Annotated in this window: 24 protein-coding genes; 11 read left to right on the top strand and 13 right to left on the bottom strand. The window is 63.6% G+C overall.

The window, feature by feature from the left end; all coding sequences use genetic code 11:
• Positions 1-401: 401 nt before the first annotated feature.
• The 4 genes from BOX37_RS28560 to BOX37_RS28545 all read right to left on the bottom strand — a co-directional run bounded on the left by BOX37_RS28560 (position 402) and on the right by BOX37_RS28545 (position 4,871).
• Positions 402-1,316, bottom strand: coding sequence for a phosphotransferase family protein (locus tag BOX37_RS28560; RefSeq protein ID WP_071930314.1), 915 nt, complete (start codon positions 1,314-1,316; stop codon positions 402-404).
• Positions 1,313-2,737 carry a helix-turn-helix domain-containing protein gene (locus BOX37_RS28555; RefSeq protein WP_156910597.1) on the bottom strand — a complete coding sequence of 475 codons (1,425 nt, stop codon included), beginning with the start codon at positions 2,735-2,737 and terminating at the stop codon, positions 1,313-1,315. The genes BOX37_RS28560 and BOX37_RS28555 overlap by 4 nt, the downstream gene beginning before the upstream one ends.
• Before the next feature lie 267 nt (positions 2,738-3,004).
• Complete coding sequence (locus BOX37_RS28550; protein ID WP_071930313.1) at positions 3,005-3,928, bottom strand: NAD-dependent epimerase/dehydratase family protein; 924 nt, start codon at positions 3,926-3,928, stop codon at positions 3,005-3,007.
• 4 nt (positions 3,929-3,932) lie between these two features.
• A complete protein-coding gene (locus BOX37_RS28545) occupies positions 3,933-4,871 on the bottom strand; it encodes an LLM class flavin-dependent oxidoreductase (RefSeq protein WP_071930312.1) in 939 nt (312 codons plus the stop codon).
• A gap of 167 nt (positions 4,872-5,038) precedes the next feature.
• On the opposite strand from BOX37_RS28545, the gene BOX37_RS36330 reads away from it, so the two are divergent.
• The 7 genes from BOX37_RS36330 to BOX37_RS28510 are packed head-to-tail and all read left to right on the top strand — an operon-like array spanning position 5,039 to position 12,529.
• Positions 5,039-6,079 (top strand): glycosyltransferase family 2 protein, encoded by a 1,041-nt coding sequence (locus BOX37_RS36330; protein WP_071930311.1) that lies wholly within the window; start codon positions 5,039-5,041, stop codon positions 6,077-6,079.
• Positions 5,968-6,804, top strand: a complete 837-nt coding sequence (locus BOX37_RS28535) for a phytanoyl-CoA dioxygenase family protein (protein WP_240505472.1) — start codon at positions 5,968-5,970, stop codon at positions 6,802-6,804. The genes BOX37_RS36330 and BOX37_RS28535 overlap by 112 nt, the downstream gene beginning before the upstream one ends.
• A 28-nt stretch (positions 6,805-6,832) precedes the next feature.
• A complete protein-coding gene (locus BOX37_RS28530; RefSeq protein ID WP_071930309.1) occupies positions 6,833-7,771 on the top strand; it encodes a hypothetical protein in 939 nt (312 codons plus the stop codon).
• 27 nt (positions 7,772-7,798) lie between these two features.
• A complete protein-coding gene (locus BOX37_RS28525; protein WP_071930308.1) occupies positions 7,799-8,860 on the top strand; it encodes a Gfo/Idh/MocA family protein in 1,062 nt (353 codons plus the stop codon).
• Positions 8,857-11,085, top strand: a complete 2,229-nt coding sequence (locus tag BOX37_RS28520; protein WP_084760269.1) for an FAD-binding oxidoreductase — start codon at positions 8,857-8,859, stop codon at positions 11,083-11,085. The genes BOX37_RS28525 and BOX37_RS28520 overlap by 4 nt, the downstream gene beginning before the upstream one ends.
• Entirely contained in the window at positions 11,082-11,366 is a 285-nt protein-coding gene (locus BOX37_RS28515; protein WP_071930306.1) for a 4Fe-4S dicluster domain-containing protein, read from the top strand. Before BOX37_RS28520 ends, BOX37_RS28515 begins: the two co-directional genes overlap by 4 nt.
• Positions 11,363-12,529: a M20 family metallopeptidase gene (locus tag BOX37_RS28510; protein ID WP_071930305.1), complete on the top strand. Its 1,167-nt coding sequence runs from the start codon at positions 11,363-11,365 to the stop codon at positions 12,527-12,529. The genes BOX37_RS28515 and BOX37_RS28510 overlap by 4 nt, the downstream gene beginning before the upstream one ends.
• Here the strand turns inward: BOX37_RS28510 and serS are convergent.
• Positions 12,502-13,764 carry a serine--tRNA ligase gene (serS, locus tag BOX37_RS28505; protein WP_084760267.1) on the bottom strand — a complete coding sequence of 421 codons (1,263 nt, stop codon included), beginning with the start codon at positions 13,762-13,764 and terminating at the stop codon, positions 12,502-12,504. The genes BOX37_RS28510 and serS overlap by 28 nt on opposite strands.
• 208 nt (positions 13,765-13,972) lie before the next feature.
• Here serS and BOX37_RS28500 point away from each other — a divergent pair, with 208 nt between their 5' ends.
• The 4 genes from BOX37_RS28500 (at position 13,973) to BOX37_RS28485 (ending at position 16,834) form a co-directional block, all read left to right on the top strand.
• Positions 13,973-14,548, top strand: a complete 576-nt coding sequence (locus BOX37_RS28500; protein WP_071930304.1) for an NUDIX domain-containing protein — start codon at positions 13,973-13,975, stop codon at positions 14,546-14,548.
• A complete protein-coding gene (locus BOX37_RS28495; RefSeq protein WP_071930303.1) occupies positions 14,545-15,042 on the top strand; it encodes an adenylyl-sulfate kinase in 498 nt (165 codons plus the stop codon). The genes BOX37_RS28500 and BOX37_RS28495 overlap by 4 nt, the downstream gene beginning before the upstream one ends.
• Before the next feature lie 100 nt (positions 15,043-15,142).
• Positions 15,143-15,682 (top strand): GNAT family N-acetyltransferase, encoded by a 540-nt coding sequence (locus tag BOX37_RS28490; protein WP_167660006.1) that lies wholly within the window; start codon positions 15,143-15,145, stop codon positions 15,680-15,682.
• Positions 15,683-15,727: 45 nt separating this feature from the next.
• Positions 15,728-16,834 carry a DUF4238 domain-containing protein gene (locus tag BOX37_RS28485; protein ID WP_156910595.1) on the top strand — a complete coding sequence of 369 codons (1,107 nt, stop codon included), beginning with the start codon at positions 15,728-15,730 and terminating at the stop codon, positions 16,832-16,834.
• Positions 16,835-17,070: 236 nt separating this feature from the next.
• Here the strand turns inward: BOX37_RS28485 and BOX37_RS34435 are convergent, their stop codons facing one another.
• The 8 genes from BOX37_RS34435 to BOX37_RS28450 form a co-directional block, all read right to left on the bottom strand.
• Positions 17,071-17,208, bottom strand: a complete 138-nt coding sequence (locus BOX37_RS34435; protein WP_156910594.1) for a hypothetical protein — start codon at positions 17,206-17,208, stop codon at positions 17,071-17,073.
• Positions 17,209-17,288: 80 nt separating this feature from the next.
• On the bottom strand, positions 17,289-18,140 hold the full coding sequence (locus tag BOX37_RS28480) for a fructosamine kinase family protein (RefSeq protein ID WP_206045730.1): 852 nt from the start codon (positions 18,138-18,140) through the stop codon (positions 17,289-17,291).
• Between the two features lie 38 nt (positions 18,141-18,178).
• Positions 18,179-18,796, bottom strand: a complete 618-nt coding sequence (locus BOX37_RS28475; protein ID WP_084760264.1) for a P-loop nucleotide/nucleoside kinase family protein — start codon at positions 18,794-18,796, stop codon at positions 18,179-18,181.
• Positions 18,797-18,827: 31 nt separating this feature from the next.
• Entirely contained in the window at positions 18,828-19,352 is a 525-nt protein-coding gene (locus BOX37_RS28470; RefSeq protein WP_167660005.1) for an NUDIX hydrolase, read from the bottom strand.
• A 322-nt stretch (positions 19,353-19,674) separates the two neighbouring features.
• On the bottom strand, positions 19,675-19,905 hold the full coding sequence (locus tag BOX37_RS28465) for a bacteriocin immunity protein (RefSeq protein ID WP_071930299.1): 231 nt from the start codon (positions 19,903-19,905) through the stop codon (positions 19,675-19,677).
• Positions 19,906-19,915: 10 nt separating this feature from the next.
• The gene (locus tag BOX37_RS28460) at positions 19,916-25,453 is read right to left on the bottom strand and encodes a putative T7SS-secreted protein (RefSeq protein ID WP_071930298.1); all 5,538 of its coding nucleotides are present in this window, start codon (positions 25,451-25,453) and stop codon (positions 19,916-19,918) included.
• A 3-nt stretch (positions 25,454-25,456) separates the two neighbouring features.
• Positions 25,457-26,050 carry a hypothetical protein gene (locus BOX37_RS28455; RefSeq protein WP_206045729.1) on the bottom strand — a complete coding sequence of 198 codons (594 nt, stop codon included), beginning with the start codon at positions 26,048-26,050 and terminating at the stop codon, positions 25,457-25,459.
• A 29-nt stretch (positions 26,051-26,079) separates the two neighbouring features.
• Positions 26,080-26,481 carry a hypothetical protein gene (locus BOX37_RS28450; RefSeq protein WP_071931953.1) on the bottom strand — a complete coding sequence of 134 codons (402 nt, stop codon included), beginning with the start codon at positions 26,479-26,481 and terminating at the stop codon, positions 26,080-26,082.
• Positions 26,482-26,646 lie beyond the last annotated feature (165 nt).

The following is a 26,646-nucleotide window of genomic DNA, read 5'->3' as shown; positions in this document are numbered from 1 at the left end:
AATGTAGCTCACCCAGGCCACGCCGACTAAACCCTTCTTAGGGCCTCGACTCTCACTGCAAATCCTGGCCAGGTGGGACCTGCCCCTCTGTCCGAGAGATGTCGTTGGTGACTTGGAGACCAGGAACAGAGCGGTAATTCGTTGTGGCTCAGAGGGACTCGCGGCATTTGCTGCGAGAGCTTTGCCCCATATTCGCTCAGATTCAGATGGTTCTGGTTCTCCCAACGAAAGGGGGCCGAGGTGGGCCTGGCCACAGCGCTCGATCCTGTGCATGACATCGAAGGGGCTATGTTGGCGCCGAATTCGTCTGCAGTCGGAGCGACGGATGAAGGCAGTCGGTGGGGTGCTGGATCTCGTCTCCGGTAACCGGGACGAGACCGCGATAACCGATTCGGTGTCGTTCACTGGTACGGCTGCCAGCGTGCCGACATGTCGCGGTGCCGATAAGAGGAGAATCGCCACTGCCACTGCTCCTTCAAAGACGGGTTCATATCGAGAACGGGAAGGACGCTCGTCACGAGCTGTAGTTCACGTAGCCGACGCAGTGTCGCGAATCCGGACCATCGTGTCACGTCCCATCCGTAGGTATGAACTAGCTGGTTGTGGTAGTTCTCGGGATAGGTGAAGCGGAGGGCACCTACAGCGACCGGCGTGAGGTCCCATTCGCGTGGCCCGATACATGTCGAATCGAAATCGCAGATCACTGGATCTCCTCGGCCCTGCACGAGGTTGCCGACGAACGCGTCTCCGTGGATGAGTCCGCCCGGCAGGGCATAGTCGAGTTCACCTACAGCCGAGAACAACTCGGCGCATTCGTCACGGAGGAAGGCGAGCTCGTCGACTGCCAGGATCGACTGCTGGTCGAGTCTGCGCTGAATCTCGGTGAACGGGTCCCACATCGGCAGCTCCGTTCGTGGGAGCTGGTGGATACAGGACAGGATTTTGCCGAGGTCTTGACCGTTGGGCGCTGGAGCGCCGCGAATGCTTGCGACGGTGTGCCAGAAGGTCACTGCATGCTTGTCGATAGTGTGCGGTTGGGGGAGCGAGTCGACTAGGCGGACGGCCGGCACCTCCTGTTTGGCGAACCATCGCGCGACTTGCACAACTTTGGTGGCCCTGGCGTTCACTGCTTGTGAACCGGCGATGCGGACGACGAATGGGTCCTTGGCCAGTTGGAAGACCGCGTTGTTGGTGAATTTGATCAGGTGAGCGCCGTGGCTGTCCAGTCCGACACTGTCGCACGCGGTGCGGAGGATCGTGTGCGCCCAGCTCTGCTCGGCGGTGGCTGGCGGGGTGGGGTTCGCTGACTTTGTCATGTCGTTTGCCTCATGAAGCGGATGTCGTTGGCGACCTGCTGAAGGTCTGAATTCTTCGGGTGTTTGTGGGCGTAACGCAGAATGGGTGTGAGCCGGTCGATGATGCGTGAGGACCTGACCATTTGCGCAGTCTCGACCGCAATCCGGGCGGTGTGGATAGCGATCTCGTTGGGGCCATCCTGCAGGTGCGCAACGGCGAGCGCTGTTAGTTCAAAGCAGCGAGAGCGTTGGGAGTCTGCTCCGCGTCGGCCGATCGCGTCACCGAGGCGCGCGATTCCGATTCGGAGGTCGTCAGGTGTGGGTGTCGGCTGTGCGGTGAGCGCTACGCCTTGAGATGCGCTGAGGTCTGCCTCGCCGAAGAATCGGACCCAACCTGGCGCCCGCCCGGGGTCTGCGCGGGCAAATTCGTCTTCGGCCCGTCCGAGTGCCCGCAACATGGGTTGGCGTTCCCCCAATAGCGCATAGGCCCATCCAGCATTGGCACAGAGCACCGCGCTGGTGAGTGCGCAACCAGCGTCTTGGGCCTGTACTTGTCCGAGCTGGAACAGCCTCAGGGCCACACGAAAGTAGTCCGGTCCATTTCGTTCAGTGGGGCCCCGGTCAACGCGTTGAGTTCCGCGGTGCAGGTGCAATCGTCCGGCGCGGTAGAGGATGTTCGCCGAGAGCGTGGGGTCGTCCGCCCCGTGAGCTACGGCCAACGCTCGCCGGAAGTGGCTGCGCGCGGCACGGTGCATGCCGACGTCGAAAGAAACCCACCCTGCAAGGTTGTGTAGGTCGGCGACTGCGGTGAGTAGCGCCCGTTCGGTGTTGTCGTCGCTTTGTGCGTGCACCAACTGTTCAGCCCACTGTGCTTGGGCAGCGACAGCGTCGCGATACGCACCGCCACCGAACTGATAGTCGAGACGACGCATCGCCGCTGTCATGACGACCAGTTGAGCGACATCACTTCCGCCGACGTGGCGGGGCGCCGGCGCGGTGATGAGCTCCGGGGGCGCCGCAGCCTGCGCTGGCAGGCCGTCGTTGGGTGCGACTGTGAGCTGGGCGGCGTAGTCGAGGAAGGCTTGAATGTCGTGGTGCTCGTCGTCACTGCTGCCCGGTGTGCTCGGTTTCGGGAGCGGGTCACTGGCCAGTCCTACGTAGCCGCGAGGGATTCCGAGTCCGTCTGCGATGCGGATGAGGAGTTTGTAGGAGTTGACCTGGCGGCCTTCCTTCATGATCTCGTATATCTCGGAGCCACTCTGGCCGGTCCGTCGGCTGATATCACGCTGCGAGACCTTGAGTTGTCTGTGCAGCAGGAAGTAGACCGTCGCGAAGTCGTGGTTGGCCAAGGCCGTGCGCATATCCGGGCGCTCCCAGACCTCCGCTGCTATCGGCATTTTCGGGTTGTCATCGACGTTCATCATCGACTCCTGGTCGCACATCGAGGCACGGTCAGATCGACGATAGGACCGGCGAGCCTGGGTTCGCTAACGATCGCGGTGAAGACCGCGAGAACCGACTAGCTCGGCTAGTCGGTCCTGCCCTAGCCGAGCCAACCTGTGACGCGTCTTACTTCGGTGTGCCCGGATCGGTGACCCTGGGCAAACCAACAACGATGTGGCCCTTAGTAATTGGGCCCGCGTCCAGCTACATGGGAGGTCGCGCGGATGCAGGCATTGTCGGCGACGAGGACCTATGCGAACTTGCGATCAGATTCCCCATCGAGGCAACTCCAGCCATCGGTAGCCGGAGAGGTCCCCCCGCAGGAAGTCGCTGGCGAATCTGTCGAAGTCATAGGCGGGGGCATATCCAATCTCGTTCGCAGCGTGCACGATTGGCCACGCCGATCGGCCCCACAGGTGTGCCACCGGGTCTTCGCCGCGCTCGGCGAGCGTCGACATGAACTGCGGGAACAACTCTTCGAGTACCGCTGTCGGTGCGTCGCGAAGCGTGTCGATGCGGTTTGGCAGCGGCGACGCGGCGTGGATGTTGAGATGGCGGTTGGTCCCGACCGGTGGCCGCGAGAGCGCGGCTGCCACTGCTGCCGCAGCGTCGCGGATGTCGAGGCCACCGAACAGCAGGCGAAAGCCGTGGTGCAACAGCCCGGCAGGGGTGAAATGCCCAAGTCTCAGCACTGTGGTGAGGATTCCGGCGTCGGCCAGGGTGTATTCGGCGATGGATTCGCTGGTCAGCTTGGTCAGCGAGTAGGCATCGTAGGAGGTCGTTGACATGGATTCGTCGCGAATCTCCCATGCAGAGCGTGGGGCTGAGGGGATCGGTCCGTACACCGCCATCGAGCTGGCCAGTACGACCTGCGACACGGCGGACTCTTTCAGGGCCCGGTACAGCGCCAGCGTGCCGTCGACGTTGACCGACCAGAAGTCGTTGAATCCGAAGCGCGCCATATGGTCTCGCCCGTGCAGGCTGGCCAGGTGGACCAGCGCTTCGCAGTCGGCGAGCGTGGTCCGATATTGCTGGGGGTCTCTGATGTCGGCGACGACATGGTGTGGCGCCCACGCGTCTGGGGCGGGCCGGTTGTCGAGGGAGGTGACCTTGTGTCCGTCTCGGATCAGCTGTGCGGTCGTGGCGCGACCGAGGGTGCCCAGTGCGCCGGTAACGAGAACATGTGCCATGGTCTCAGCCTTTCTTCACGTAGGGCAGCACGGAATTGATGAGCAGGTCGATGCTGCTCAGGTCTGCGGGATTGGGGTGCTTGAGGATCATCCGGTCCACGCCGGCATTCGCGTATGCCTCGATGGTGTCGACGAGCGCTTCCGGTGTAGTCGCCAGGTACGGCGCGGGCAGCGTGGAGTGGGTTGCGCCGCGCAGCATCGGGTATCGGGTGGCGGCGTCTGCAAGCTGGGCGTTGATGTGGCGCGCGTCTGCTCCGATGATGCAGTCGGTCATCACCGACAGCCGTGGTGGTGCTTGATCGCATTTGTCGGCGATCTCGGTCAAGCGCTGGTGGACTCTCGCGCACGCCGCAGGTGGCTGGAACACGAAGTTGTATTCGTCTGCCGTGCGTACCGCCAGTTCGAGGGAGCGTTGACGGCCTCGCTTGCCGACGATGATCCGCGGCGGACGGGCTGGGACGGGGTGAAGTTGCGCGTCATCGGCGGTGAAGAATTCGCCGTCGTAGGAGAACGGCAACCCACTCCAGAGGCCTCGCAGCACGGCGATGTACTCGACCATCATCCGGTAGCGAGTGGTCGTGTCGAGGAGCGCGAGGCCCACGCTGCGGTGCTCGTATGTGTTCCACCCGATGCCGATTCCGACGTCCAAGCGGCGATCGCCAGCGAACGCGCTCGTGCTGGCGACGGTCTTTGCCAGGATCGCAGGATGCCGGAAGGTGATCGGCGACACCAGTGTTCCCAACCCGACGGTGTGTGTGGTGGCTGCGGCCGCAGTACAGGCAGTCCATGCGTCCAGGCAGTCCTGGCCAGACGGGGCAGGGCCTGTGAGGTGGTCCGAACGCAGCAGAGCCGTCACGGCGGTGCCGTCGATATGGGCGGCCACGCGAAGCCAGTCCTTGGCTGTGGTGCCCGTTTCGCTGTCGATGAGGAGCGCAACTTCCATGCCGATCACCTTTCGTCAACAATTCAGAATTCTCAGCAGGGTACGCCGCGGGTCCCAAAAAGGTTGTCCGACAACATAATTTGTTCAGCAGTTTCGCGGATCTGCTGGAGCAAACACACATTGGGGCAGCGGGTGCTGCCGGTTCGCTTTCCCGAACGGAGTGCATCATGACCGTGACCGTCGTCGTGCCCGCGCGAGGTGAGGAATCGACCTTGCCGATCACTTTGCCGCACACCATCGCCGCCGCAGAATGCGTCAACGCAGAATTGGTCGTTGTCGTCCCCGAGGGATCTGACTTCACCGGACTCGCGCTGCCGCCGGGCAGAATCCGATGGGCGACTGTTGCGGTTGCGGGCAAATACACTGCCCTGCGCCGTGGCGTGAGGGCGTCCCACAGCGACTATCTGGTATTCCTCGACGCCGACGTCCTAGTTGCCCCGTCTGCGTTCGGATATCTGGTTTCGGCCCTGGACGACGGCGCAGACGTCGCAGCAGGCCACCTGATTCTGTCCCCGCCGAGGCCGGGCGATCCGGCGTTACTGCATCGGTGGTCCGAGATCACTTTCGACACGTGGCACGCCTGCCGCAGCGCGCACCCCGAGCTGCGGTGGGCGCTGCCAGGAGCAATGTACGGTCTGCGCCGCAACATATTCCCTGCCGAGAACCCGCTGATACCGGTGCTCGACGACGTCTCAGTGGGCCTGTCTGCCCACGATCACGGGGCTCGCATCGACTACGTCGCCGACGCACAGGTGCAGGTGGCATCGCCAACGAGCTACGCGCAGTGGCGGGGCCAGAAGCTACGCACGCGCGGGATGGAATCGGCTGCGACAGCTTCGCCCAGTCGAAGCTGCGGCGCTGGACAACGCCCTGACTTGGCACCGGCGGCGCTGTGGTGGCGCCAGCGCCGTCGGGGCGCTGATGCGCGCGCAAGACCTGGCGCTGCGCGCCGCAGCGACCAACCGCAACGCGTGGGGCGATGGCGCATGGATACCGGACCGGCCGAACTCCTCGACACCGGAGGCTCAAAGTGTCTGATGCCACGTCATCACCAGGGGGAGCGCACTATCCGTTCATCACCGCCGGCGTGGCAGAGATGCACCAACAGCTCACCGATCACGGCTTACTCTCCCACGCGCTGGAACTGGAAGCTTTGGGCTACACCGTCATTCCCGACGCACTCGAACCAGACCTGCGCTCCGAGCTGACCGAACAACTCCTCGCCTGCGCCGCAGCCGACGACGCGCCGGTCGACACCGAGTCCGGCGGTTGCCACCGTGACCGCACACAAGAGGTTCCATTGCTGTTGTCGCGCGGAGGCGCACCGTTCCAGGAACTGGTGCTTGGCACGCGCACCCTGCTGCTGATCACCTACCTACTCGGCGCACAGCGCCAGCTCAGCAGCGTCACCGGATACGTGAAAGGTCCCGGCCTGTGCGCGCTGGGAATCCACTCCGACACCGCCTACGTCCCCGATCCACTTCCGCCCTATGCCCAGATCGCCAACATCAACTACTGCCTCACGGACTACACCGAAGCCAACGGGTGTTTGTCGATCGTGCCGGGCAGTCACAGGTTCTGCCACCGACCCCGCGAGGGGCAGGGAACCCGGGACGCCATCCCCGTACTCGCTCCGGCAGGCGCGGCGATCATCTTCCACGGCAACACCTGGCACGGCGCCTACCCACGCACCGAACCCGGTGTGCGCCTGACGATCTCGACGCTGTTCGCACGGATGTACATGCGCCCGCAGGAGGATTACGCGCGGGTGTTTACCGCCGACGAGATCAAGACGATGGCACCGCAATTGGCGGAGCTGATCGGAGCGAGCCCGGCGACCGGATGGGCCGACTTACCCGAATTCGACGACATCACCACCCGCCGCCGCACACGAGCGCCCTCCTACTACCTCACCCGCGCACAGCACGGCTAGACACCACCATTTCAGCGAAGGGGACACCATGAATCTCGACAACACCCAGCTCGAGCAGGAATCCGAGCAAGTCCTCACCGACTTGTGCACCACAGCAGAACAACTCGCCCGCACCCACCCAGACCTGGTGCGCGCCAGTTTCGTCACCGGGTCCTTCGTCGCAGGACACTGGAACCGCCAACGCCCCAGCCTGAACCTCTACTTCATCGCCGTCGGCGATCGTGGCAATGCGTTGCGGCTGGAACTGGCGCGAAGCTGGCAGACCCAACGCGAGGCCTTGGCCGAACAAGGGTGGGAGTTGCTGGTGGACTGCCACCCGTACACGGTGTCTCATCGCCCCACCACCGAGGCTGCGCAGCGGCTGGTCTCCTTGACCACCAAAGTCCTCGAGGGCGACCATGACACCAACCGCTATCGGCTGCCCCCGACCATCGGACCGGGCTGGTGCAGGGCATTCCGCATGCTCAACGGCGACCCAGCCGATGTACTTCTCCTCGCACCGCATCCTCGCCGGACCGGTGAATGGGCGCGCACCGTGCACCGAGCGCTCTCGCACTACCGCAACATCCTAGATCACCTGCCCTGGGCGCTGGCCTGGTACGAACGGCCGCAGATACTCGTCGAGGAGTCGGCGCGCTACGCCGAAGAAGCCATCAAGGACGCTTTGGCCCTGAAGCTGACCGACAGCGAACTCAGCGCAGGCATGCACATGGAACTGCTCGCCGATTGGGCAGTCGCGGCCCGCGAGTTCTTGAACGACCGTTTCGGCCCGGACGCCGTCGCAGTCGCCGACACCGTCACCGACCTCAAAGATTTGCGCAACCAGGACCTCCTGAGCGTCGGCGAGGCCGAGCAGGCATGGTTGCAAGCCCAGCAAGTCTGGCAATGGGCATGGGAACAATATCTGCCGATTGCGCGTGAACTGCTGCCCGACAACGACTTCACCCGCGTCGATGCCTTCGTCTGACCTTACCGAGCACCCTCCGGAGGCACCATGATCAACAACAACGCCCCGCGACCGTTGCGTGTCGGCGTGGTCGGGATGGGATGGTTCGGCCGCACCCACCTCGACGCGTGGTCGTCGGTACGCGGCGCCACCGTGGTCGCGGTGTGCGATCGTGATCCTGCCGCGATGGCCGATGTCGGTGATGCGCCGCAGGAAGCGTTTCACAGCGACGCCGGAAGTGGCGGTCGCCGCCCGATCCCAGCTGGCGTCGCCCGCTACGAGAAACTGCAGGACATGCTCGCGGCAGGGGTGGACCTCGTCGACGTGGTAACCACCGAGTCCGAGCACGAGTGGTGTATCCGCACCGCACTCGAAGCTGGTGCCGACGTTGTGGTCGAGAAGCCGATCGCCCTCGACCCCGCCGCCGCACACGAGCTTGTCGAATTGGCCCGAGCCCGGGACCGACACCTCTACGTGGCACAAGTGCTGCGTTTCGACCCCCGCTACATAGCGTTGTCAGAGATGGTCGCCGGGTCGACGCTGCGACATCTGTCGTTCGCGCGGACCTTCCAGAGCGTGGCGCACCAGGTCTACGGGCGCACACACCCCGTGCTCAACGCGGCCGTGCACGACATCGACATCGCCGTCTGGCTTGTCGGGCGCGCACCAGAGCGAGTCAGTGCCTACGGATCCCACCTGCTGGGCCACGAGCATCCCGACTGCATCGACCTCGTCTTGGAATGGGGCCCACTGCGGGCGGTCATCCAGAACTCGTGGCACCTCGCGTCCACATGCCCGTTCGGATTCACCTTCGACGCAACGATCCAAGCAGCCGAGGGCACATGGACATTGCGCAGCGAACCGGTGATCCACGCATGGACCACCGCGCAGGCCAGCGCGCCTGAAATGTGGCTGTGGCCCCGGTACGGCGGTGCTCGCCAGGGTGCCCTCGTCAGCGAACTGCAACACATCACCGACTGCGTCGCCGACGGACGCGACAGCGACCGAGTACCGCTGTCGCAGGTCCTCGATGTGATGGAAACCTGCCACGCCGCCATCACCGCACTGTCCAGCGGCCAACCACAAACCCTCACCAAGGCCATGCCATGAGCTGGGCCGATCGCAGCGCCCTTGCAGCACTGCGCGAGCACGCCGTGTCCATCGTGGGCCCCGACCGGGTAGCAACCGACGCCACACACCGCCTGCTCCACGGATACGACGCATCCATGGAGGTCGGATCCGCCGATCTCGTTGCCGCCCCGTCGAATCGCGATCAGCTCGCCGCCCTCGTCGCCGCCGCGTACCAGCACGGCGTGGCGTTCGTGCCACGAGGAGCGGGTACCGGTTACAGCGGCGGGGCGTTGCCCGCGAACGGCGGGATGGTGATCTTGACACGCGACCTCAACCGCATCCTCGACGAGGACTTCGACGTTGGGTGGATTCGGTGCGAACCAGGCGTCACCCTGGCCCGCATCCACGAACGCGCCGCAGCGGCGGGCTGGCGGTACGTGCCCGATCCGTCCTCGCATCAGGTGTGCACGATCGGAGGCAACATCGCCGAAAACGCTGGTGGCCCACACGCACTCGGAGGTGGATCGACAGCCAACCACGTCATCAGCGTCGAACTGATCGGTCCCGACGGCAGCGTCGCGATCCTCGACGAGCACGACGTCTATGACGGCAACCTCGATCTCGTCGCGCTGGTCGTCGGCTCCGAAGCCACCCTCGGTGTGGTCGCAGCAGTCACACTGCGACTGCTGCCTGCTTCGCCGAGCCAGCACGCGGTGATCGCACGCTTCGACGACCCGCAGGCCGCAGTCGCCGCGGTGATGAACGTATTCGACGCCGGGATGCTGCCCTCGGCGATGGACATGCTCACCGGCGCCTACATCCCCGGCCGCCCCGATCACACGGACCCGTCCTTGCTGTTCGTGCACCTTCAAGGCCAACCCGAGGAGGTCGACACCGGACTACAAATCCTGCAGACCTGCATCGAAGCCACCGGCGGCGACTACAGCCAATTCCGAGCGGCCGAATACCTTGGCCGCCGAGCCGAACTCGTCAAAGGCAAAGTTCGACGGATGGTCGCAGACAGTGGACATCCTCGCTACTACCTGTTCGACGCCACCGCACCCCGCTCACGACTACCCGAACTCATGAACGCGATCACCGAGGCCGCCGACCACTTCGGGCTGCCGGTCCTCAACACATTCCACGCCGGAGACGGAAACGTCCATCCCACACCCTTTTTCACGCCCGGACCCGGAATGGACGAAGTGCTCGCCGCGTTCTCTACCCGGATCCTGCGCGACTGCGCAGCCTTGGGCGGGGCTCTGTCGGGCGAACACGGCATCGGGTCGGAAAAACGGGACCTGATGACCGAGTTCTACACCCCCGCAGCCCTCGAGGCGATGCACACGATCAAGGCGGTGTTCGACCCGCGCGGGCTGTCCAACCCCGGAAAGCTACTCCCACCACGCCCACCCGACGACCACCACCCACAGACGGTAACCGATGTGCTCCCGCTGCACCCCGGACAGGTCCACCGCATCGACGCCTACCTCGATATCGGGCCACACACCACTTTCGCCGACGCGGAGAAACTGCTGGCGAACAGCCCTTACGAGCTGACCTACGAACCTCTCGGCGGCCGTCCAGACGAGCCGATCCTGGCCGCGATCGACACCGCGCGGCCAGGACTCCGCGAACCGCACCCCTTCCGAGCCCGCGACCTCATCATCGCCGCCGAACTCGACGGCGAACTCTTCGGCGGCGCGGTCACCAAGGACGTTGCCGGATATCCCTTGCGTGCATTGGCTTTCGGCAACCGAGGCAGAGCGAGGTTAACCGGCGCGCGGTTACGACTCTTACCCGCTGTCACCGATGCCTGCAGCGTCGTCGTGCCAACGAGGTCGGTCACCGACGCGTTAGCGGTATTGACCCGGCTACGCGCTGCAGCGCTGCCGTTCGCACACCTGGGGATCCTCGTCGGCACCGATGGCGTGGTCCAACTCGTCGGGCGATTGGAAGTCCGCGGGCACACCGTCGCACGCGCGGTGGCAACAATGTCCGAGCTCGCCCCGACCATGCAGGCGAAAACCGAACCGATCTGGGCAGACCCACCCATGTTCGCCTTCGCGGGCGCCGACATCACCGGCCGACGCATCCACCGGTGGGCCGACCTAGACCACGCACTGCGCACCGACTCGACAACTCCGCAGTACCTGTCGATAGGGCAACGCCGTCTGTGGACGACCGCGCCGTCGACCGCCACAACAACACCCATGGGCCGCGCCCTCTCCGAAGCGCTCCACACCCCCTGTGGAAGACCATGACCGACGCCACCTGGTGGAAAACGATCGCCCAGTGCACCAACTGCGGACTCTGCCTTCCGAGCTGCCCCACCTGGCTCGAAACCCACGACGAGGGCGATTCCCCCCGCGGCCGTATAAACCTCATGGCCAACCCAACATCAACACCCGACCCTGTTGCAGCCACGTACCTGGCGCGATGCCTCGAATGCGGCGACTGCCACAGCGTGTGCCCGACCGGTGTTCCCGTCGCCGATCTGCGCCGTGAACACCGCCATGCCCACGTCGACCAGGAGAACACGTGAACCTCGACGTCACCGCCGTGTGCAGTGCGCTGATCGGCATCGACACCCAAAACCCGCCCGGCAACGAAGCCATCCTCGGTGCCTACGTCGCAGAACTGCTCACCGCACACGGATTCGACATCGAGTGGATCGGACAAGATCCACTGCGGGCCAACCTGATCGCCACACTCTGCCGCGGGCCAGGCCCGCGCGTCATCCTGCAAGCACACGCCGACACCAAACCCGCCACCGCAGTCGGCGGCACCAACCTGTGGAATACAGATCCCTTCGCTGCCGCCATCGATGGAGACCGCCTCTACGGAGTCGGCGCCTGCGACACCAAAGGCGCGATGGCGGTGTTCCTTTGCGCGGCAACTACTCTCGCCGCGCGCTCTGACTGGTCCGGCACATTGATCGTGCAGTGCGTCGCTGACGAAGAAGACGGGAGCGTCTGGGGTGCACAGCTACTGGCCGAGCACGGCCTACTCACCGCCGACGCCGCAATCGTCGGCGAGCCGACCGGATGCAGACCCTCGCTGGCGCAACTCGGGCTCGCGTGGGCCGAAGTCACCATCACCGGGCGGACGACCCATGCCGGCACCCCCCTACAAGGCGCGGACGCATTCCGCGCCGCGACCAGCTACATCGACGCCCTCGACGAACTAGTGGCGAAACTGCCGACCGACCCCGACTTTCCGGGCCATCCCCGCGTCAACGTCGGCTATATGCAGATCCCAGGTCACCCCGGCACTGTCGCTGGCGAATGCGTCCTGCGTGCCGACATCAGGGTGCTGCCCAGCCAAGATCGCGATCACATCGCCGAGCTCTACCGCACGGCGGCAGCCAGCTTGAGCAGCGACAAAGTACGCATTGCTGTCGCTGCCTACCAAGGAGGAGGCTGTCACTCCCATTTCATCGGTACCGACACCGACCTGGCACGCGCGTTTGCGCACGCACAGCGGGAGACCGGCCAGCAAGTCGCCACCGAGCAGTTTCTGGGTGGTTCAGACGCCCGATTCTTCGGCCCCGCAGGTACTCCGGCTGTCGTATTCGGACCCGGAAGCCTGCGCCACGCCCACTCACCGAATGAGTTCGTTCCGATCGCCGAACTCGTCCTCGCAACCGGGCAAGTGGGCGTGGTGCTAGAGCAGATTTTTCAGATCAGTTCCCTGCCACCCATGTAGGGCTGAAGGACCGTCGGCACCGCAATCTTGCCGTCGGCGGTCTGGAAGTTCTCCAACAGTGCCGCCAGCAGTCGCGGCGTGGCCACGGCGGTGTTGTTGAGCGTGGCGGCGAACTGCACCTTGCCCTCGGCGTCGCGGTAGCGCAGATTCGCGCGGCGACCCTGCCAGGTCCCCAGAGTCGAGCACGAGTGCGTTTCGCGGTATTGGCCAAGGCTCGGCAACCAGGTGTTGATGTCGTTCATCCTGACCTTGCCCAAACCCATGTCTCCGGTCGCGCACTCGACGACCTCATAAGCAAGCCCCAGTTCCTGGAGAACAGTCTCGGCACTCGCCAGCAGCGCTGCGTGCCAGCGCGCCGATTCCTCGGGGTCAGCCTCGCAGATCACGAACTGCTCGACCTTCTCGAACTGGTGCACCCGCAGCAGGCCTCGCACGTCGCGGCCCGCGGAACCCGCTTCGCGGCGGAAGCACGGCGACATCCCCGCATACTTCAACGGAAGGTCACGCAACTCGAGGATCTCGTCGGAATGAAGGCCCACCAAGGCCACCTCCGCTGTCCCAGCCAGGAACGTGTCATCGGCTGGCAGCTCGTAGGTTTCGGCGCGATGGCCTGGGAACATCCCCGTCCCGACAAGTGCCTGCTCACGAACAAGAGCCGGAACACTGATCGGGACGAAGTCCTGCCGCACGAGCAGATCCAGGGCGTAGGAGTGCACCGCGCGCTCGAGCAGCATCAGATCACCACGCAGCGCATAGGCGCGCTCACCAGCGACCTTGCGCGCCCGCGCGAACTCTACCCAGCCCCGGGACTCGGCCAGATCAACATGATCACGCGGTTCGAAATCGAATTCAGGTGGCGCGCCCCAAGTCCGGACGACCGTGTTGGCTGATTCGTCGGCACCGATAGGCGCACCCGACCAAGGGATCTGTGGCAGACGCAGGAGGATCTCGCGCTGATCGGCCAGATTCACCTCTAGGTCGGCCTTGAGCTTCGAGATCTCGTCGCCGAGTTTGGTGCTCTCCGCCCTGAGCTGGTCTTTGCCTGCAGCGTCGGCCTTGCCGAACTCTTTGGAGATCGAGTTGCGCCGGGCCTGGGCGTTGTCTAGATCATGCTGGAGGGAACGCCCGGACTCATCGAGAGAGAGGAGTGCGTCGACATCGACAGCGACTCCCTTCGAACTGGCGGCTTCCTTCACCGCGTCGGGGTTCTCGCGGACAAATCGCTTATCCAACATGCCGGGAATCCATCCTCGGGTCGACAGTGTGACAGCGCATTGTATGCCTTGTCGGAGGGCCGTTGGTCGACAGAGGATGCCCTGTTGCGCAGTCACCTCAACACTCAGAGCGGGAGAATCTGCCGAACCCGGCTTGAACCGAGTAGGACGCGTCAGGTGCTGACGGGACCCGGATCTGTGTCGGAGGCCGCGACTATCCTCGCGCGCCATGGATCCATCTACCGCAGCCGTCGCCGAACTGATTTCCGCGATGACCCCGTTCGACGATCTCGAGCAGCAACACATCGAACAGACCCTGGACTGGCTCGCCGCGACGACCGATGTCTACCGTCGCATTCCGCCTGCGACGCCCTCGCCCCACCTGGTGGCCTATGTGGTCCTGGTCGACCCCACCGAGCGTGGCCTTTACCTCGGTCGGCACCGCAAGTCCGGCCTTCACCTCCCGATGGGCGGGCATCTAGATCCCTTCGAGCATCCGTTCGCCGCAGCGCGCCGAGAAGCCCGTGAGGAACTGGGCATCGACGCGAGCTTCGATGTCGTCGGCCAACGGCCACTGCTTCTGACCGTGACTTCGACCATCGGCCCCACCACCGGACACGTGGACGTTTCGCTGTGGTTCGTCGCCCGTGGCGAGCGGGCCCGTCGTCATGAACTCGACCCGGGCGAATTCGACGGTGGTGAGTGGTGGGATCTCGACCCCCACGGGCTACCTGATTCGGACCCGCACCTCGGCCGGTTCATCCGCAAGCTCGACACCGTCCTGCAGCCGACGACCGTGCGATGACACCGTTGGTAGTGATCCGTGGAAACTCGGCATCGGGTAAATCGACCACCGCGATCGCTGTTCAGCGCCGATTCGAACAGGGCCAGTGCGCGGTGGTTTCCCAGGATCTGGTGCGGCGGAACATGATCCGCGAGGCGGACGAGCCGGGCGCGTTCAACATCGATCTGATCGAGGAGATCGCCCGTTCGTGTTTGGGGCGGGGGATGGTGGTGATCGTCGAGGGAATCCTGCACGTCCAGCGGTACGGGACCATGCTGGAACGCCTCGCGGACTCGGCCGGAACGTCGCTGTTCTACAGTTTCGATCTCACCTTCGCGCAGACCCTGACCCGCCACGCGGGGCGCCCTCAGGCGGCGACGATTCCGCCGGAGCAGATGGCTTCCTGGTATCACGGATGGCAGCCGCTGCCGTTCGTCGACGAAGTCCGCATCGATGCGAGCTGGACTCTCGACGCTGTTTCGGACCGGATCTACCGAGACATCGGGGATCGCTAGTGGTCTGACCCAGCGAGTTGGTCGCCGAACCAGTTCTGCCTGCCCGATCACACGGAAAACCGGTGGGCACCAGCGGGGTCGCAGTGTCACGATCAGGTTCATGAACGATGAGATGAGGTCAGACGGTCACCAGCGGACCGCGCCGGGACTGCCTGCGACTTTTGAGTCGGTTCGCCTACGGCCGTTGCAGACTGCTGACGAAGGGGAAGTGCGTCCAGCGCACCAGGTGATGGATGCGCAAGACTGCTTCACTTTCGCGCTGGATTTGGCACCAGATTTGAGCTGGTCGGACTACCACACTGTCCGCGAGGAGGAACGGCGCGGAATGAAATTGAGGGAGGGGATCGTCGCCACGACGTACTTGGTGGCGACGGTGGACGGTCGGATCGTCGGGCGCACCTCGATCAGGCATACCCTCAACGAGGGCCTGCGTCGCCGCGGTGGGCACATCGGGTACGGGGTGCTACCTGCGTACCGGCGCCGTGGGCTCGGCACCGTCATTCTTCAGCAGAGCGTCGTTGTTGCCCGGTCGATCGGCATCGACCGGATCCTGGTCACCTGTGACGACAAGAACATCGGATCGCGGCGGATCTTCTCTGAACTGGCTTCAACTGACTGCCAGAGTTCGTCGCCCTGCTGAATCGACTTCCCCGCGGCTGCGTGACCTACACCTACACTACAGACTGTGACTACAGTCAATCGTTGGCTAACCGATGTCGAGATCGAAAAATCCAAAGAAGAGACCCGTAAGAACGCCCAAACCACATTCCGACACCACTACGTGCCAAGAATGTACCTAAAGCGGTGGACTACCGACGGAATCAGGGAAATTCAGGTCACAAACGTTGACACCAAAGAATCAACGTGCGTACCCATTGAATCGACCGCCGTCGAGGACAACTTCTATCAAATATCGGCACCCGACATCGATGCCGACGCAAATCCAGATATGTGGTTCGAGACCCACATGGGACGCATAGAAAACCGGGCCGCGAGCTGGCTCCGCACGCTGGACGATCAGCCCGACGGCAGAATCAACCATAGAGACCTTATCTCCAACCTAGCCGTATACATCAGTCTACAAAGCCAGCGCACCCAGCGTGGGCGGCAGACCGACTTGGGCATCGACGCGGCAGTGAATCGCTACGGAGCCCGCCATCTTCTGAACATTCCCGGCCTGCTTCCGATCTTGTGCCGCGAGTACGGCATTGAGTACTCAGTAGCGAGACACCAGGCTATCGTGAATCAGATACTCGCCAAACAGGCCGTCAGTAGCGAAACTAAGCCCAAGGCAATCGATGCAGCCATCGGTGCCTGGAAGAACGTTATCGCCCCGGTGATTGAAAACGACCGAGACTACTGGCTGGCAAGCTCCACAGACGATCTATTGACCTGTGATGAACCCGTACTCGGAATTCCAATGAAGCGAAACACTCGCCAGTTTCCAGTCTCGATTAGAAACTCGGAGATAATCGTATTTCCGATCAACCCTAATCGACTCTTAATTTTGAGCCGCAAGAATGTGAAGATCAAGCCCCCGTTCGAACTATCTTCGACTGAGACAAAGTTCCTAAATCGCGAATTCTGCTACAACTGCAATCGGCTGGTTTTCGAAAAAAGAGAAACCTCGATCGCATCGCAGATTCGGATACCCACCTACCCAGAGGCGCAGGACTGGCCAAGTAACATCACCTCCGCGCCGGAGTTCGCTCGCGCCGTTCTCCTGCCGACCCGATGGACCGACGCGCCCCATTCGCCCCAGTGGCCCTTATCCCGATGGACCACTGGCTAGGAGCACGACGCGGGCTTCGCTGGGGGCACAACGAGTCTCGACAGACCTCGCTCGGGACCCTCTTCGTGCATGGCGGGGAAAGCTAGCAGAAACCTGTGATGACCTGCAAGGATTATGAAGGTAGTTCAGTCAATACGTCATCGAATCTTGCGGGGGGACCTTGGAAGCGATCGAACCCTGGACCGATGACGGCGACATTCGCCGGTGCTGGATCAGCTGATTGGACCTGTGAATGTTCACCGACTCGACTGCGAAGTTGTCCAAGGGTTGTCGCTCGCGCGCCACGCACCGCCACATTCTTCGACAGCGTCGCGCGTCGGTTCGGGAAGGTCGCGCCAGATGATCCGGTGGTCGGTGATCATCTCGTTGGCCATGCCAGCATCCTGGTGCCGCGCATCATCTGGCTGCCACTGATTTTCGCGGTCGGCGCGCAGGCGGCCGGACGAGTGCCCGGCTACCCAGCGCGTAGAGCAGCATTCGCGGCCCTGACTAGAGCGCGTCGGTAACGGCCACCGAACAGCACGAGGTGCACGAGCAGGGGATGGAGTTGGTGCAGGGGGATACGGGCGCGCCAGCCCTCGGCCAACGGTACGGTCTCGGTGTAGCCGTCGAGGATGTTGTCGAGGTGGTCGTTGCCGAACAACGCGAGCATCGCGAGGTCGGTTTCGCGGTGACCAGCATGGGCCGCCGGGTCGATCAGGACACCGCGCCCAGCGCTCCACAACAGGTTGCCCGACCACAAGTCGCCATGGATGCGGGCCGGTGGTTCCTCCGGACCTGCGAGAGCATCGATGCTGGCGATGATCTTCTCGACCAACCGCACCTCGGCAGGGTCGAGGTGTTGGTGGCCGATGCGAAGGTATGGCAGCAATCGGCGTTCGGCATACCACTGTCCCCACCGTTGGCCGGAGCGCGTGTTGTCGAGGGGGATGTCGGCAATGTAGCCGTTCCAGCCAGCACCGAAGAACTCAGCCGAGCGGGAGTGCATGGTCGCCAGTTCGCGGCCGAATCGTCGTGCGGCATCGACCGTGGGCGCCTGCGGGGCCAGCCAGGGCAACACGATTATCCGGTCGTCGACCGCGAGAACTTCGGCCACCGGGCTCGATTCGGTCTCGGCCGCGAGCCAGCGCAGCCCGGCCGCCTCCGCAGCGAAAACGGGCGCGCAGTCGGCGGCGGTCTTGACGAAGATCTGCTGACCGTCGCTCGTGAGAGCGCGGTGCAGGGTCCAGGAGTGTCGTGCGCAGAGGTCGACGACGGTCTCTATTGAGGTGCCGAGCAGGTCCGACAGGTGGGCATCGTTGAGCACTGAACAGGGTCTTTCGTGACGTGGTGGGGGTTCGCGGTTCAGTTCACGATGACGTGGTCGGTGACAGCCGGGCCCGCCTCGGCGAGACCGGAGTGCAGGACCGAGTCGCGGTAGCTGTTCCAGTCGGCGAGTTTCGGTTCGTCACGCTCGGCTCCACGCTGCTTCATACGGTCACGGATCCGGTCGGTGTCTGTGCTCACCCACACGGTACGGATCGGGATGTCGGCGGTGTCGGTGAGCGACCGGAGGTAGTCGGCCAACCGGATGCCCTGTTGGGTTGCGGTGTTGATGTATCCCAGGAACGGGGCGTCGACCACGACGGGGCACTGTTCGGCGATAGTGATCGCCTGCTGGACCAGGGCCTGGTAGAGGTGCGGTGAGACGATGCGGCGGTAGAGGTCGCTGTCGCGGTCGTAGGGGTTGCCGGTCAACTCGGCCATCACCGATTCCTCGAGCCGGGGTGCGAACTTGTCCTTGTCGAGCACGACAGCGTTGAGCAACCTCGCCAGCACGCCGGTGGCAGTGCTCTTGCCCGCCGCGGGAAAACCGCACACGACGGTCACGCCATCGGTGTGGATGCTGGCCAACTGCTCCAACTCCCGAGCCCCGGTAGCGGAGAAGGCAAGAGCCCCTGCAGAATTGATCGGATTCGTCATCGATCAATCGTCGCAGAACCAGCGCATCCCATCACCGAACAGACGAATCAGTCCCCGGACTCGAGGAGCGCACCAGGGCCGGGGATGACTTCCGGGTCGTTACGAGCTCGGTGTTCGTGGTGTCGCGACTTCGTTCGGAGTCAGCGGCGACGGGTCTGGCGAGTATCGCGGCGGCGGTGAGCATTCCGACCGCGGTCCCGGTGCCGAGGAGCTCGCCGTGGGCGAGCAGGTCTGCGGTGTGGCTCAGCGGGATCCACATCAACTGACTGGCCTCTTCGCCATCGGTTGGTTCCGCGGCCTGGCGTGGATCACGGCCGAGGAAGACCAGATGGCGAGTGTGGACCAGGCCGGGCATAGGTTCGAGATCAGCGATCAATTCCAGCGGCCCGATCTCGAATCCTGTTTCCTCCAACAACTCTCGGCGCGCGCACGCGTGAGGGTCTTCGCCGTCATCGACGATCCCGCCAGGCGACTCGAGACCGATGGTGTCGACGATCCAGCGATGCCGGCGCATCAAAAGGACGCGGGCATGATCGTCGACTGCGATGACGGTCACGACGGTGTTCAGTCGGATCGCGTGATGGGATCTGCTGATGCCATCAGGCGTGGTGATCTCGTTGCAGGTGACGTGAAGCCATGGTTGCCCGTCGTAGACAGTCCATTCGCGGTGAACGATAGTGCGCGGCGGATCGACCATTCACCTACGCTACCGGTAGCCGAGGCACACCGGATCGCGGTTCGGTTCGGGACAGTGGTTGGCGGGTCAACACGGGGGACAGTGCGGCTGTTCGACCCGGTAACACGAACCTACGGCGCTCGATTCTGGGCTGGCCGAGGACGTCCATGTCGTGGACTTCATGGCGTTGTGAGGTACCAAGTTACTCGGGACCCCCGAGCGCAATTGGTTGATATGCCAGGGCTTTGTCGACGATCTGTTCGGGGGTGAGGGGCGGATTCGAGTTATCCCAGAAGATGTAGTCGCTGATTTTCGGATCGGATACCGATTCTTTCAGGGTCGTCATCCATTGATCCTGTTCCTCTTCAGTGCCCTGGCCTTCGGAGAGTCGGGTGACGAGATCAATCAGTTGTTGGCGATCTAGTTGCGGCATATTCGTCTCCTCAGCGGTTGTAGTGGAATGTTGGATCGAGGACTTCGGCGTGGAACCTGGGTGTCACCACTGCCAGGTTGTCGAGGTCGTACACTCCGCCTCCGTTGTGTATCGGGTTGACGTGGTGCAGATTGTATCTGCCTGCCCCGCCGACATGCTGGCCCTCTGCGGCGAAGGGTGCATTGCCGTTGGCCATCAGGTTCTGGTTGTTGCGGCTGAATTGCGACATCAAATCTGGGTCGTCGGCCACTGTTCTCCAGAACTGCTGCCTGAAGTCGGAGAAGCTGTCGAAACTTTGTCCCCGCAGCGCATCGGCGACCTGGCCGGGTACCCATCCTGCGTTGCCTTCCGATCCGCGGAGCCACTGGTCTCCGGGGCCCACGCTGGGAAGGTCCTCACCGCCGGTGGCGGTCCCGGGTTGATTGCGCGGATCGTAGGGCTGCAGGCCGAGTGGATCGATGTAGCGGGTGGGGTTGTGGGGGTAGAGGTAGGAGTTGGGCGAGGGTGCCAGACCGAGGGGGTCGGAGGTCAGGTATCGGCCGACGGCGGGGTCGAATGTGCGTTGGTAGTTGTAGTGGAAGCCGGTTTCGGGGTCGAAGTACTGCCCGGGGAATCGCAGTGGTGTCGATGCCGGTTGCGACCAGACCGTTTTGCCCCACAGGTTGGATGCCGTGACTTCGGAATCCCTGGCGCCTGTTTTCGGGTCCACCAACCCGATGGGGCTGCCGACGAGATCTGTCAGTATCGCCATCGAATTCCATTGGGGGGAACCGGCTTTTGGTCGGCGTTGCAGGAGTGGTGTGAAGCTACCGGGCTGATATTGCCATGCGTAGACGCCGTCCTCGGTGGATTCCTCGATGAGGTGGGTACCGTCCCAGGTATATCTCGATGTCGTCGTGGGGGACTGCTCGCCTGCGAGGGTCAGCTGTTTGGAGACTCTGCGGCCGAGCGGATCGAAGGTATACCGCCACCATTGTTGGTCGGGTGTGTAGACGTCGGTGAGTTGGTCGAAAGCATTGTAGCGGTAGTGCCATACAGCTGGTTTGCGGGAAATGCGAGTGGTGACTTTGCGTATGAGTCGGCCAGCGGGGTCGTAATAGTAGTGATTGCGGCCATCTCGAACGAGAAGGTTGTTGTGGTACTCGCGACCGTCCATCGCGGCGTGTGCCGTGTGGTCAGGTCCCGCATCGTCGGCATCGTCGGCATCGTCGGCATCGTCGGAGAAGCTGGCGGTGATGTTGCTGAGCGGGTCGTACTCGTATGCCTCCGAGACGGTGCTGTCGCGAGTGATGGTGCTGACCCGGCCGATCGGATCGAGGGCGTAGGTTTTGCGGACGGTGGGGGCGTTCGGGCGGGTGATGGTGTGGTTGGTGAGGTACCCGTCGGCGCGGTAGGAGTAGTCGTCTCGGCGGAGAGCGAACGGCGCGGGCCGGGCGAGAGGGGTGTCGCCGAAGTCGAGGGAGAAGGCGGTGCTGGGGAAACCGGTGACTTCCTGTGCCGCGACGTCGCCACTGGGTGTGAAAGTGCGGTCGATCTGGAGCTCGCCTATGCACCATTGGGTCAGGCGACCCATCGGGTCATGGGTGAAGGTGATGTCGGTGCCGTCAGCGTTGAGCGCTGTGACCTGGCTGAGTGCGTTGTGACGCCAGGTGGTGACGGTGCGTGTCGGGGTCGTGCGTCGGATCCGTCGTCCACGGTGGTCGTAGTCGTTGACCAGGGCGGGTTGGTCGTCGAGCGTTTGAGTCGCGATCTCGCCGGTGGCGGTGTAGGTGAATTCGAGCTTGTGGGTGCAGATTTCGTCGGTGCCGTTGCTGGCGGTGAGGATGCGCCCAGCCGCGTCGTAGGTATAGGCCAGGTATTCGCCGGAGTCTGCGGTGATGGAGGTGAGGTTCCCGAGCGCGTCGTAGCGGTGGTGGCGGGTGATGCCGGTCGCGGGGGTGACACTGCCAATTTTGCCGGTGGAGGTGCGCGTGTAGGTGGTCGTAGCGCCGGTGTAGTTGGATTCTGACACCAGTCGTCCGGCCAGGTCGTATTCGTAGGTCCAGCGTTGGCCGAGGGGGTTGATGACGGCGATCAGGCGAGATTCGGTGTCGTAGAGGTATCGGGTGGTGGATCCGTCGGGGTCGGTTCGGCTCGCGACTCTGTCGAAGCCGCAGTAGGTGTAGCGGGTGATGGCGCCGTTGCGGTTGGTGTGGGCGAGGAGGTTGTTTTCGCCGTCGTAGGTCCAGGATTCGGCGAAGCCGTCGGGGTCGGTGCGACGGGCAGGGCGACCTTCTGGGGTCCACTTGTAGTGCGTAATGCCACCGAGCGGATCGGTCACCTCCGCGGGGCGGCCGAATGGGTCGCGACGGATGGTGGTTCTCGCGCCGTACGGGTCGATCATTGCCACTGGCAGTCCGGCGAGATCGGTCTCGATGCGAGTGATCGCGCCGTCAGGGTCGCGCACTTCGGCGACGGCGCCGCATGCATTGTGGCTGTATTGGGTGCGGGCGCCGGCAGGGTTGGTGACCGCCACGAGGTTGCCTGCTTTGTCCCACTCTCGGTGCGAGGTCGTACCGTCAGGGTTCGTGATGGTCGAAGGACGGTTCGGGTAGGCGTATTCGATGCTGATATCGGTGCCGTCCGCACGTATCTTCCTCGCGACGTCACCCTCGGCGGTGTACTCGAAGCGTGTGATCGCACCATCGGGTTCGATGATTTTGAGGGGTTTGCGGGCGGCGTTGTACTCGATATGGCGGTGGCCGCCATCGGGTGCGAGCAGATCGCGCAAGCGGAGGTCGTTGTCGAATCCGAAGCCGGTGACGCCGCCACGGGAATCGGTGATGCGGGTGAGGCGGCCGGTGCCGTCACCGAGTTCGAGGTATTCGAAGTCGGCGTTCATGACGCCGTCGGTGCCGCGCTGAGCGATGACTCGGCCGGATTCGTCGAAGGTGTTGGTGACCGAGCTGCCGTTGGAGTCGGTCCACGACAGCATGCGATGGTGATCGTCGTAGGTGAAGCGAGTGGTGCCGCCGACGCCGTTGACCACGCTGGTCAGATCCCCGCGGGTGTAGCCGAATTCACGTATACGGGTGAGGGTTTCGAACTCACCGGATTGATCAGCAACTGAGATTGCGGTCACGCGGGCATCTGCGCAATCGAGCACGACTCGGTAGCCGCCGGAGTGCGTGACTTCGGTCGGGTCGCCGTTGCTGTTGTAGTGGAATCTGATTCGGTTGTGGTGTCGGTCGGTGATCGCGGAGATCGCGTAGTTCCCGAGGAGAGTGTCCACACCTGCAAGGGTTGGTTCTGGGGCGAAGTGCCACACCAGTTCTCGCTCTGGATCCCACAGGCGGTAGCCGCCGATGTCGGTGCGGGTCAGTTTCCATCGCTGCCCGCCGGTGATCGGCTCGACACCGACACCGACCTCGGCATGCGGGTAGGGCAGTAGCATGCCGTCTTCGAAAATGACTGTGACGCAGTCAGCTTCGACGACCACTCGCATATCAAGAGTGGCCGACCACGATGGGCCGAACCACCGCCCGAATCGGTAGTTCGAGTGATGCGATCGCTTGAGTGCCAGGCGAAGGATGCCGGGCAGCTCGAGATCGGTGATCGGGAGCAAGAACTCGCCGTTCGCGGCATTGACCGGGTCACCGACTTTGGTGGTCTGGTCATCTGTTGAGTCGGTCTCGGGCGGCTTGTCCTGGCCAGCCTGACCAGCGCTGTCCTGGCCGTTGCCACCGTTGTCGTGGCCGGCGCGAAGCTCGGGGTTGTTGTTCGGATCGGGGGTGTTGCCGTCCCCGTCGTGGCTACCGGGGTTGGTGACATCGTCGGTGTCGCCAGGGCTTGCGTCGTTGTCAGGATTCGTGGTCGGCGAGCCGGAGTCCTGGTCGCCTGGTGTGTTGTCCCCGTCCGGGGTCGGTGAGTTGTCGTGCTGGTCGGGGCTGGAATCGTTGTGAGCTGGGGTGGGCGAATCCTGGTTCGGGCTGCCACCATCGGAATCAGGAGTGGGTTTGCCGGTCGGCGATTCATCGGTGCCGTTCGGTGACGCTGACCCATTCTCAGGCGACCCCGTGTCCGGCGTCGGTGAACCAGGCTCGGTGTCTCGCGGGTTGGTGGGTGCGGCGGTTTCGGGATTCGTCCCGTCGCCGTTGTTGGCTGGTACCGAATCATCAGCCGCAGCGTTGGGGTTCGTATTCGGGGTATCAGCCGGATTCGTAGACGGAGGGTCACCTGCCTGCCCAGCCGCATTGGGTCCCGCGCTGTCCGATGCGGCGCCTGCCGGGTTCGTGGCTGGCGAATCACCGGTGTTCCCCGCAGGATTCGAGCTTGGTGTCGACGGATTATCCGGCACGTGGGCGGCAGGCTGAGTCGGGGCGCTGGGCGTCTCGGGCGCGTGCCTACCGGCCGCTCCCGCGGCATTGTCAAGGACGTTGCGGCCGGTGTTCGCCGCGTCCACAACCTCGGAGGCACGGTTGACCGTGGTGGCAGCACCTTTCGCGACGCCACCAGCGCCACCGGTCGCGACGGTGGTCAATACATCGCCGGTGAGCGCGCCCAACGCTTCCGACGGGTTGGTCTTGAAAGTCGACAGCATCGCCGCAGCAGTAGCTTTCGGGTCGGCTGCGGCGATCACCATGCCGGTGCCCATGTCCGACATCTTCGACATGTACTCGGCGGGGTGAGTCATGTTGTAGATGTCGAACGGGGTGACCGATCGGACGAACTGCACCATACCGGTCAGCGAGGTCAACAGACCGGACGAGAAGTTGATCTTCGCGTGCTCGATCGCCGCGCCCAGATCCTCGAAGTTGCTACCCCACCGCGAGAGGAACGGCGGTTCGGTCGGCGCGGTCTCGGTGGCCGCGGTGATCGCGGTGACCGCCGAGTTGGCAGCGTTGTCTCGTTGAGTGCGGGCACCGTTTAGGATCGCGCGGGCCTCGTTGCGGATGTCGGTCCAGGTGTCGGTGAGGTTCTTGCCTTTGCGTTGTTCGTCGGTTTGGGCGTTCCAGGCGTTCTTGCGGTCGCGCTCTTCACGGTCGGCGGCTTCCCATTTCGCGATCGCGTCGGCGGCTTTAGCCTGGGCGGCGGTGACTTCGTGGTACCAGGCGTCCAACGCGGTTTTGGCTTTGCCCATCGCGTCGGCGCCGTCCCACCACAGTTTCGGCTGTTTCGCGTACTCGTCATGGAAGGCCGAGGAGGCCTCACCGGACCACTCCGCGACATCGATCTTGCGCAATGCGTCACCAGTTTGGTCGATCGCGGTCCCGATCTTGGCGACGTGCTCGGCGACTTCGGAGATCTTGGCGGGGTCCCCGCGGATCAGTTCCTTCGGATCGGTGGTTTGGCCGAGTTGTTTCTCCGGGACCGCGCCACCGGTCGCGTCGACGACCTTGTCGCCGAGATCGTCGAGCCAGTTCGACAGGCCGTCGGCGCCGACAGCTTTCGCGACTTTGGACTCGGCGTCGAGGACGGTGTTGTAGGCCTGGCCGACCTTCTCGGTGGCTGATTCGAGCCCGTCTTCGATCTTGTCGCCGAGGCTGTTGACGAAGTCCCCGATACCCACGGACTACTTCCCCCCACGAGCTGCTTGTTGTGCTTGCTGGATCTCGGCGACCTTCGCAGCCGCCCCTGTATCGGGCAAGAACATGTCGCCGAGGCTGTCGCGGTCGGGCACGTCATCGGAGACCAGGTACTGTCCGACCTGCCCCAATGTCGAGACGTTGTCACCCATATGCGAGAATGCGTCACCGAACGACGACGCACTGTATTCGGGATTTCTGGCGGTGTTGAAGTTGCTGTTGTCCCAGACCTGACCCCAGTCCATCTTCTCGAGATCGGCCTTGCTCAGGTGCGGGTTGCCTGCCAGGTGGGTGAACATCTGCTTGAACGTGTTCGAGATCTGCTCGTCCATCTCGTAGTAGCGGCCCGCCGACAGGTCGAGGACTTCGGCGATCTCGTTTCCGGACTGGACCAGTGCGCGCACGCCCCATGACCAGCGTTCGGCGAAGGTCTCGAAGCTGGTTTGTACGTTCGCCGTGCCTGCTTCCATCGCCGACATCGTCAGCTGCGCGAACCCGCGTCCGACGGCGCCGGTCTCGCCGACGCCGAGCTCGGAGAGTTCGCTGATGATCCCGTTGATCCCGGTCGCGGCTTGCGTCAAGAGGGCAGGATCTACATTCAAATCCGCCATTAGCCGCGTACTCCATCGGTCGACGGTGCCTCGTCGAGTTCCGGCGGGAACGCCATGGGGGCCGCACCGAGCATGTCGACGGCTACCCCGGTCGGCTCCGGCTGTGCTGCGGCGAACTCACGCAGACGCTTGCCCAGGAAGGTATGAAAGCGGTAGGTCTGATCAGCTACAACGCCGCGAGCGGCCATGAAATGCGCGTATTCGTTGATGCTGGTGAACGCACACAGCCAGCCCGCACCACCGGACTCCAGCGTGAACACCCGATCCTCGGGCCCGGCCAAGGGCACCAACAGCGCTGAGGCCTCGAACGCTGCCGCCAACTCGCCTGGCACTCCGAATCCGGCGTAGAACGCCGCAATCTCCGCCCGGAGGCGGGCAGACTCAACTTCGATCACTGTCATGTCCGCTCCCAACTTCCCCTCGGACACATCAGCCATCCACGTTAGCGAACGACCAGCAGTAGATCCACAGGCGGTCGATCCGCGCGGCACGGCAGCAGGGCTGTTCTGGATATGCCACGCCAGACTAGAGGGTGCCTGACAACATTTCGCTGTTGGTCACGCGTA

The organism is Nocardia mangyaensis (assembly GCF_001886715.1).
GTDB lineage: Bacteria > Actinomycetota > Actinomycetes > Mycobacteriales > Mycobacteriaceae > Nocardia > Nocardia mangyaensis.
This window is presented reverse-complemented; position numbering and strand designations above follow the sequence as displayed.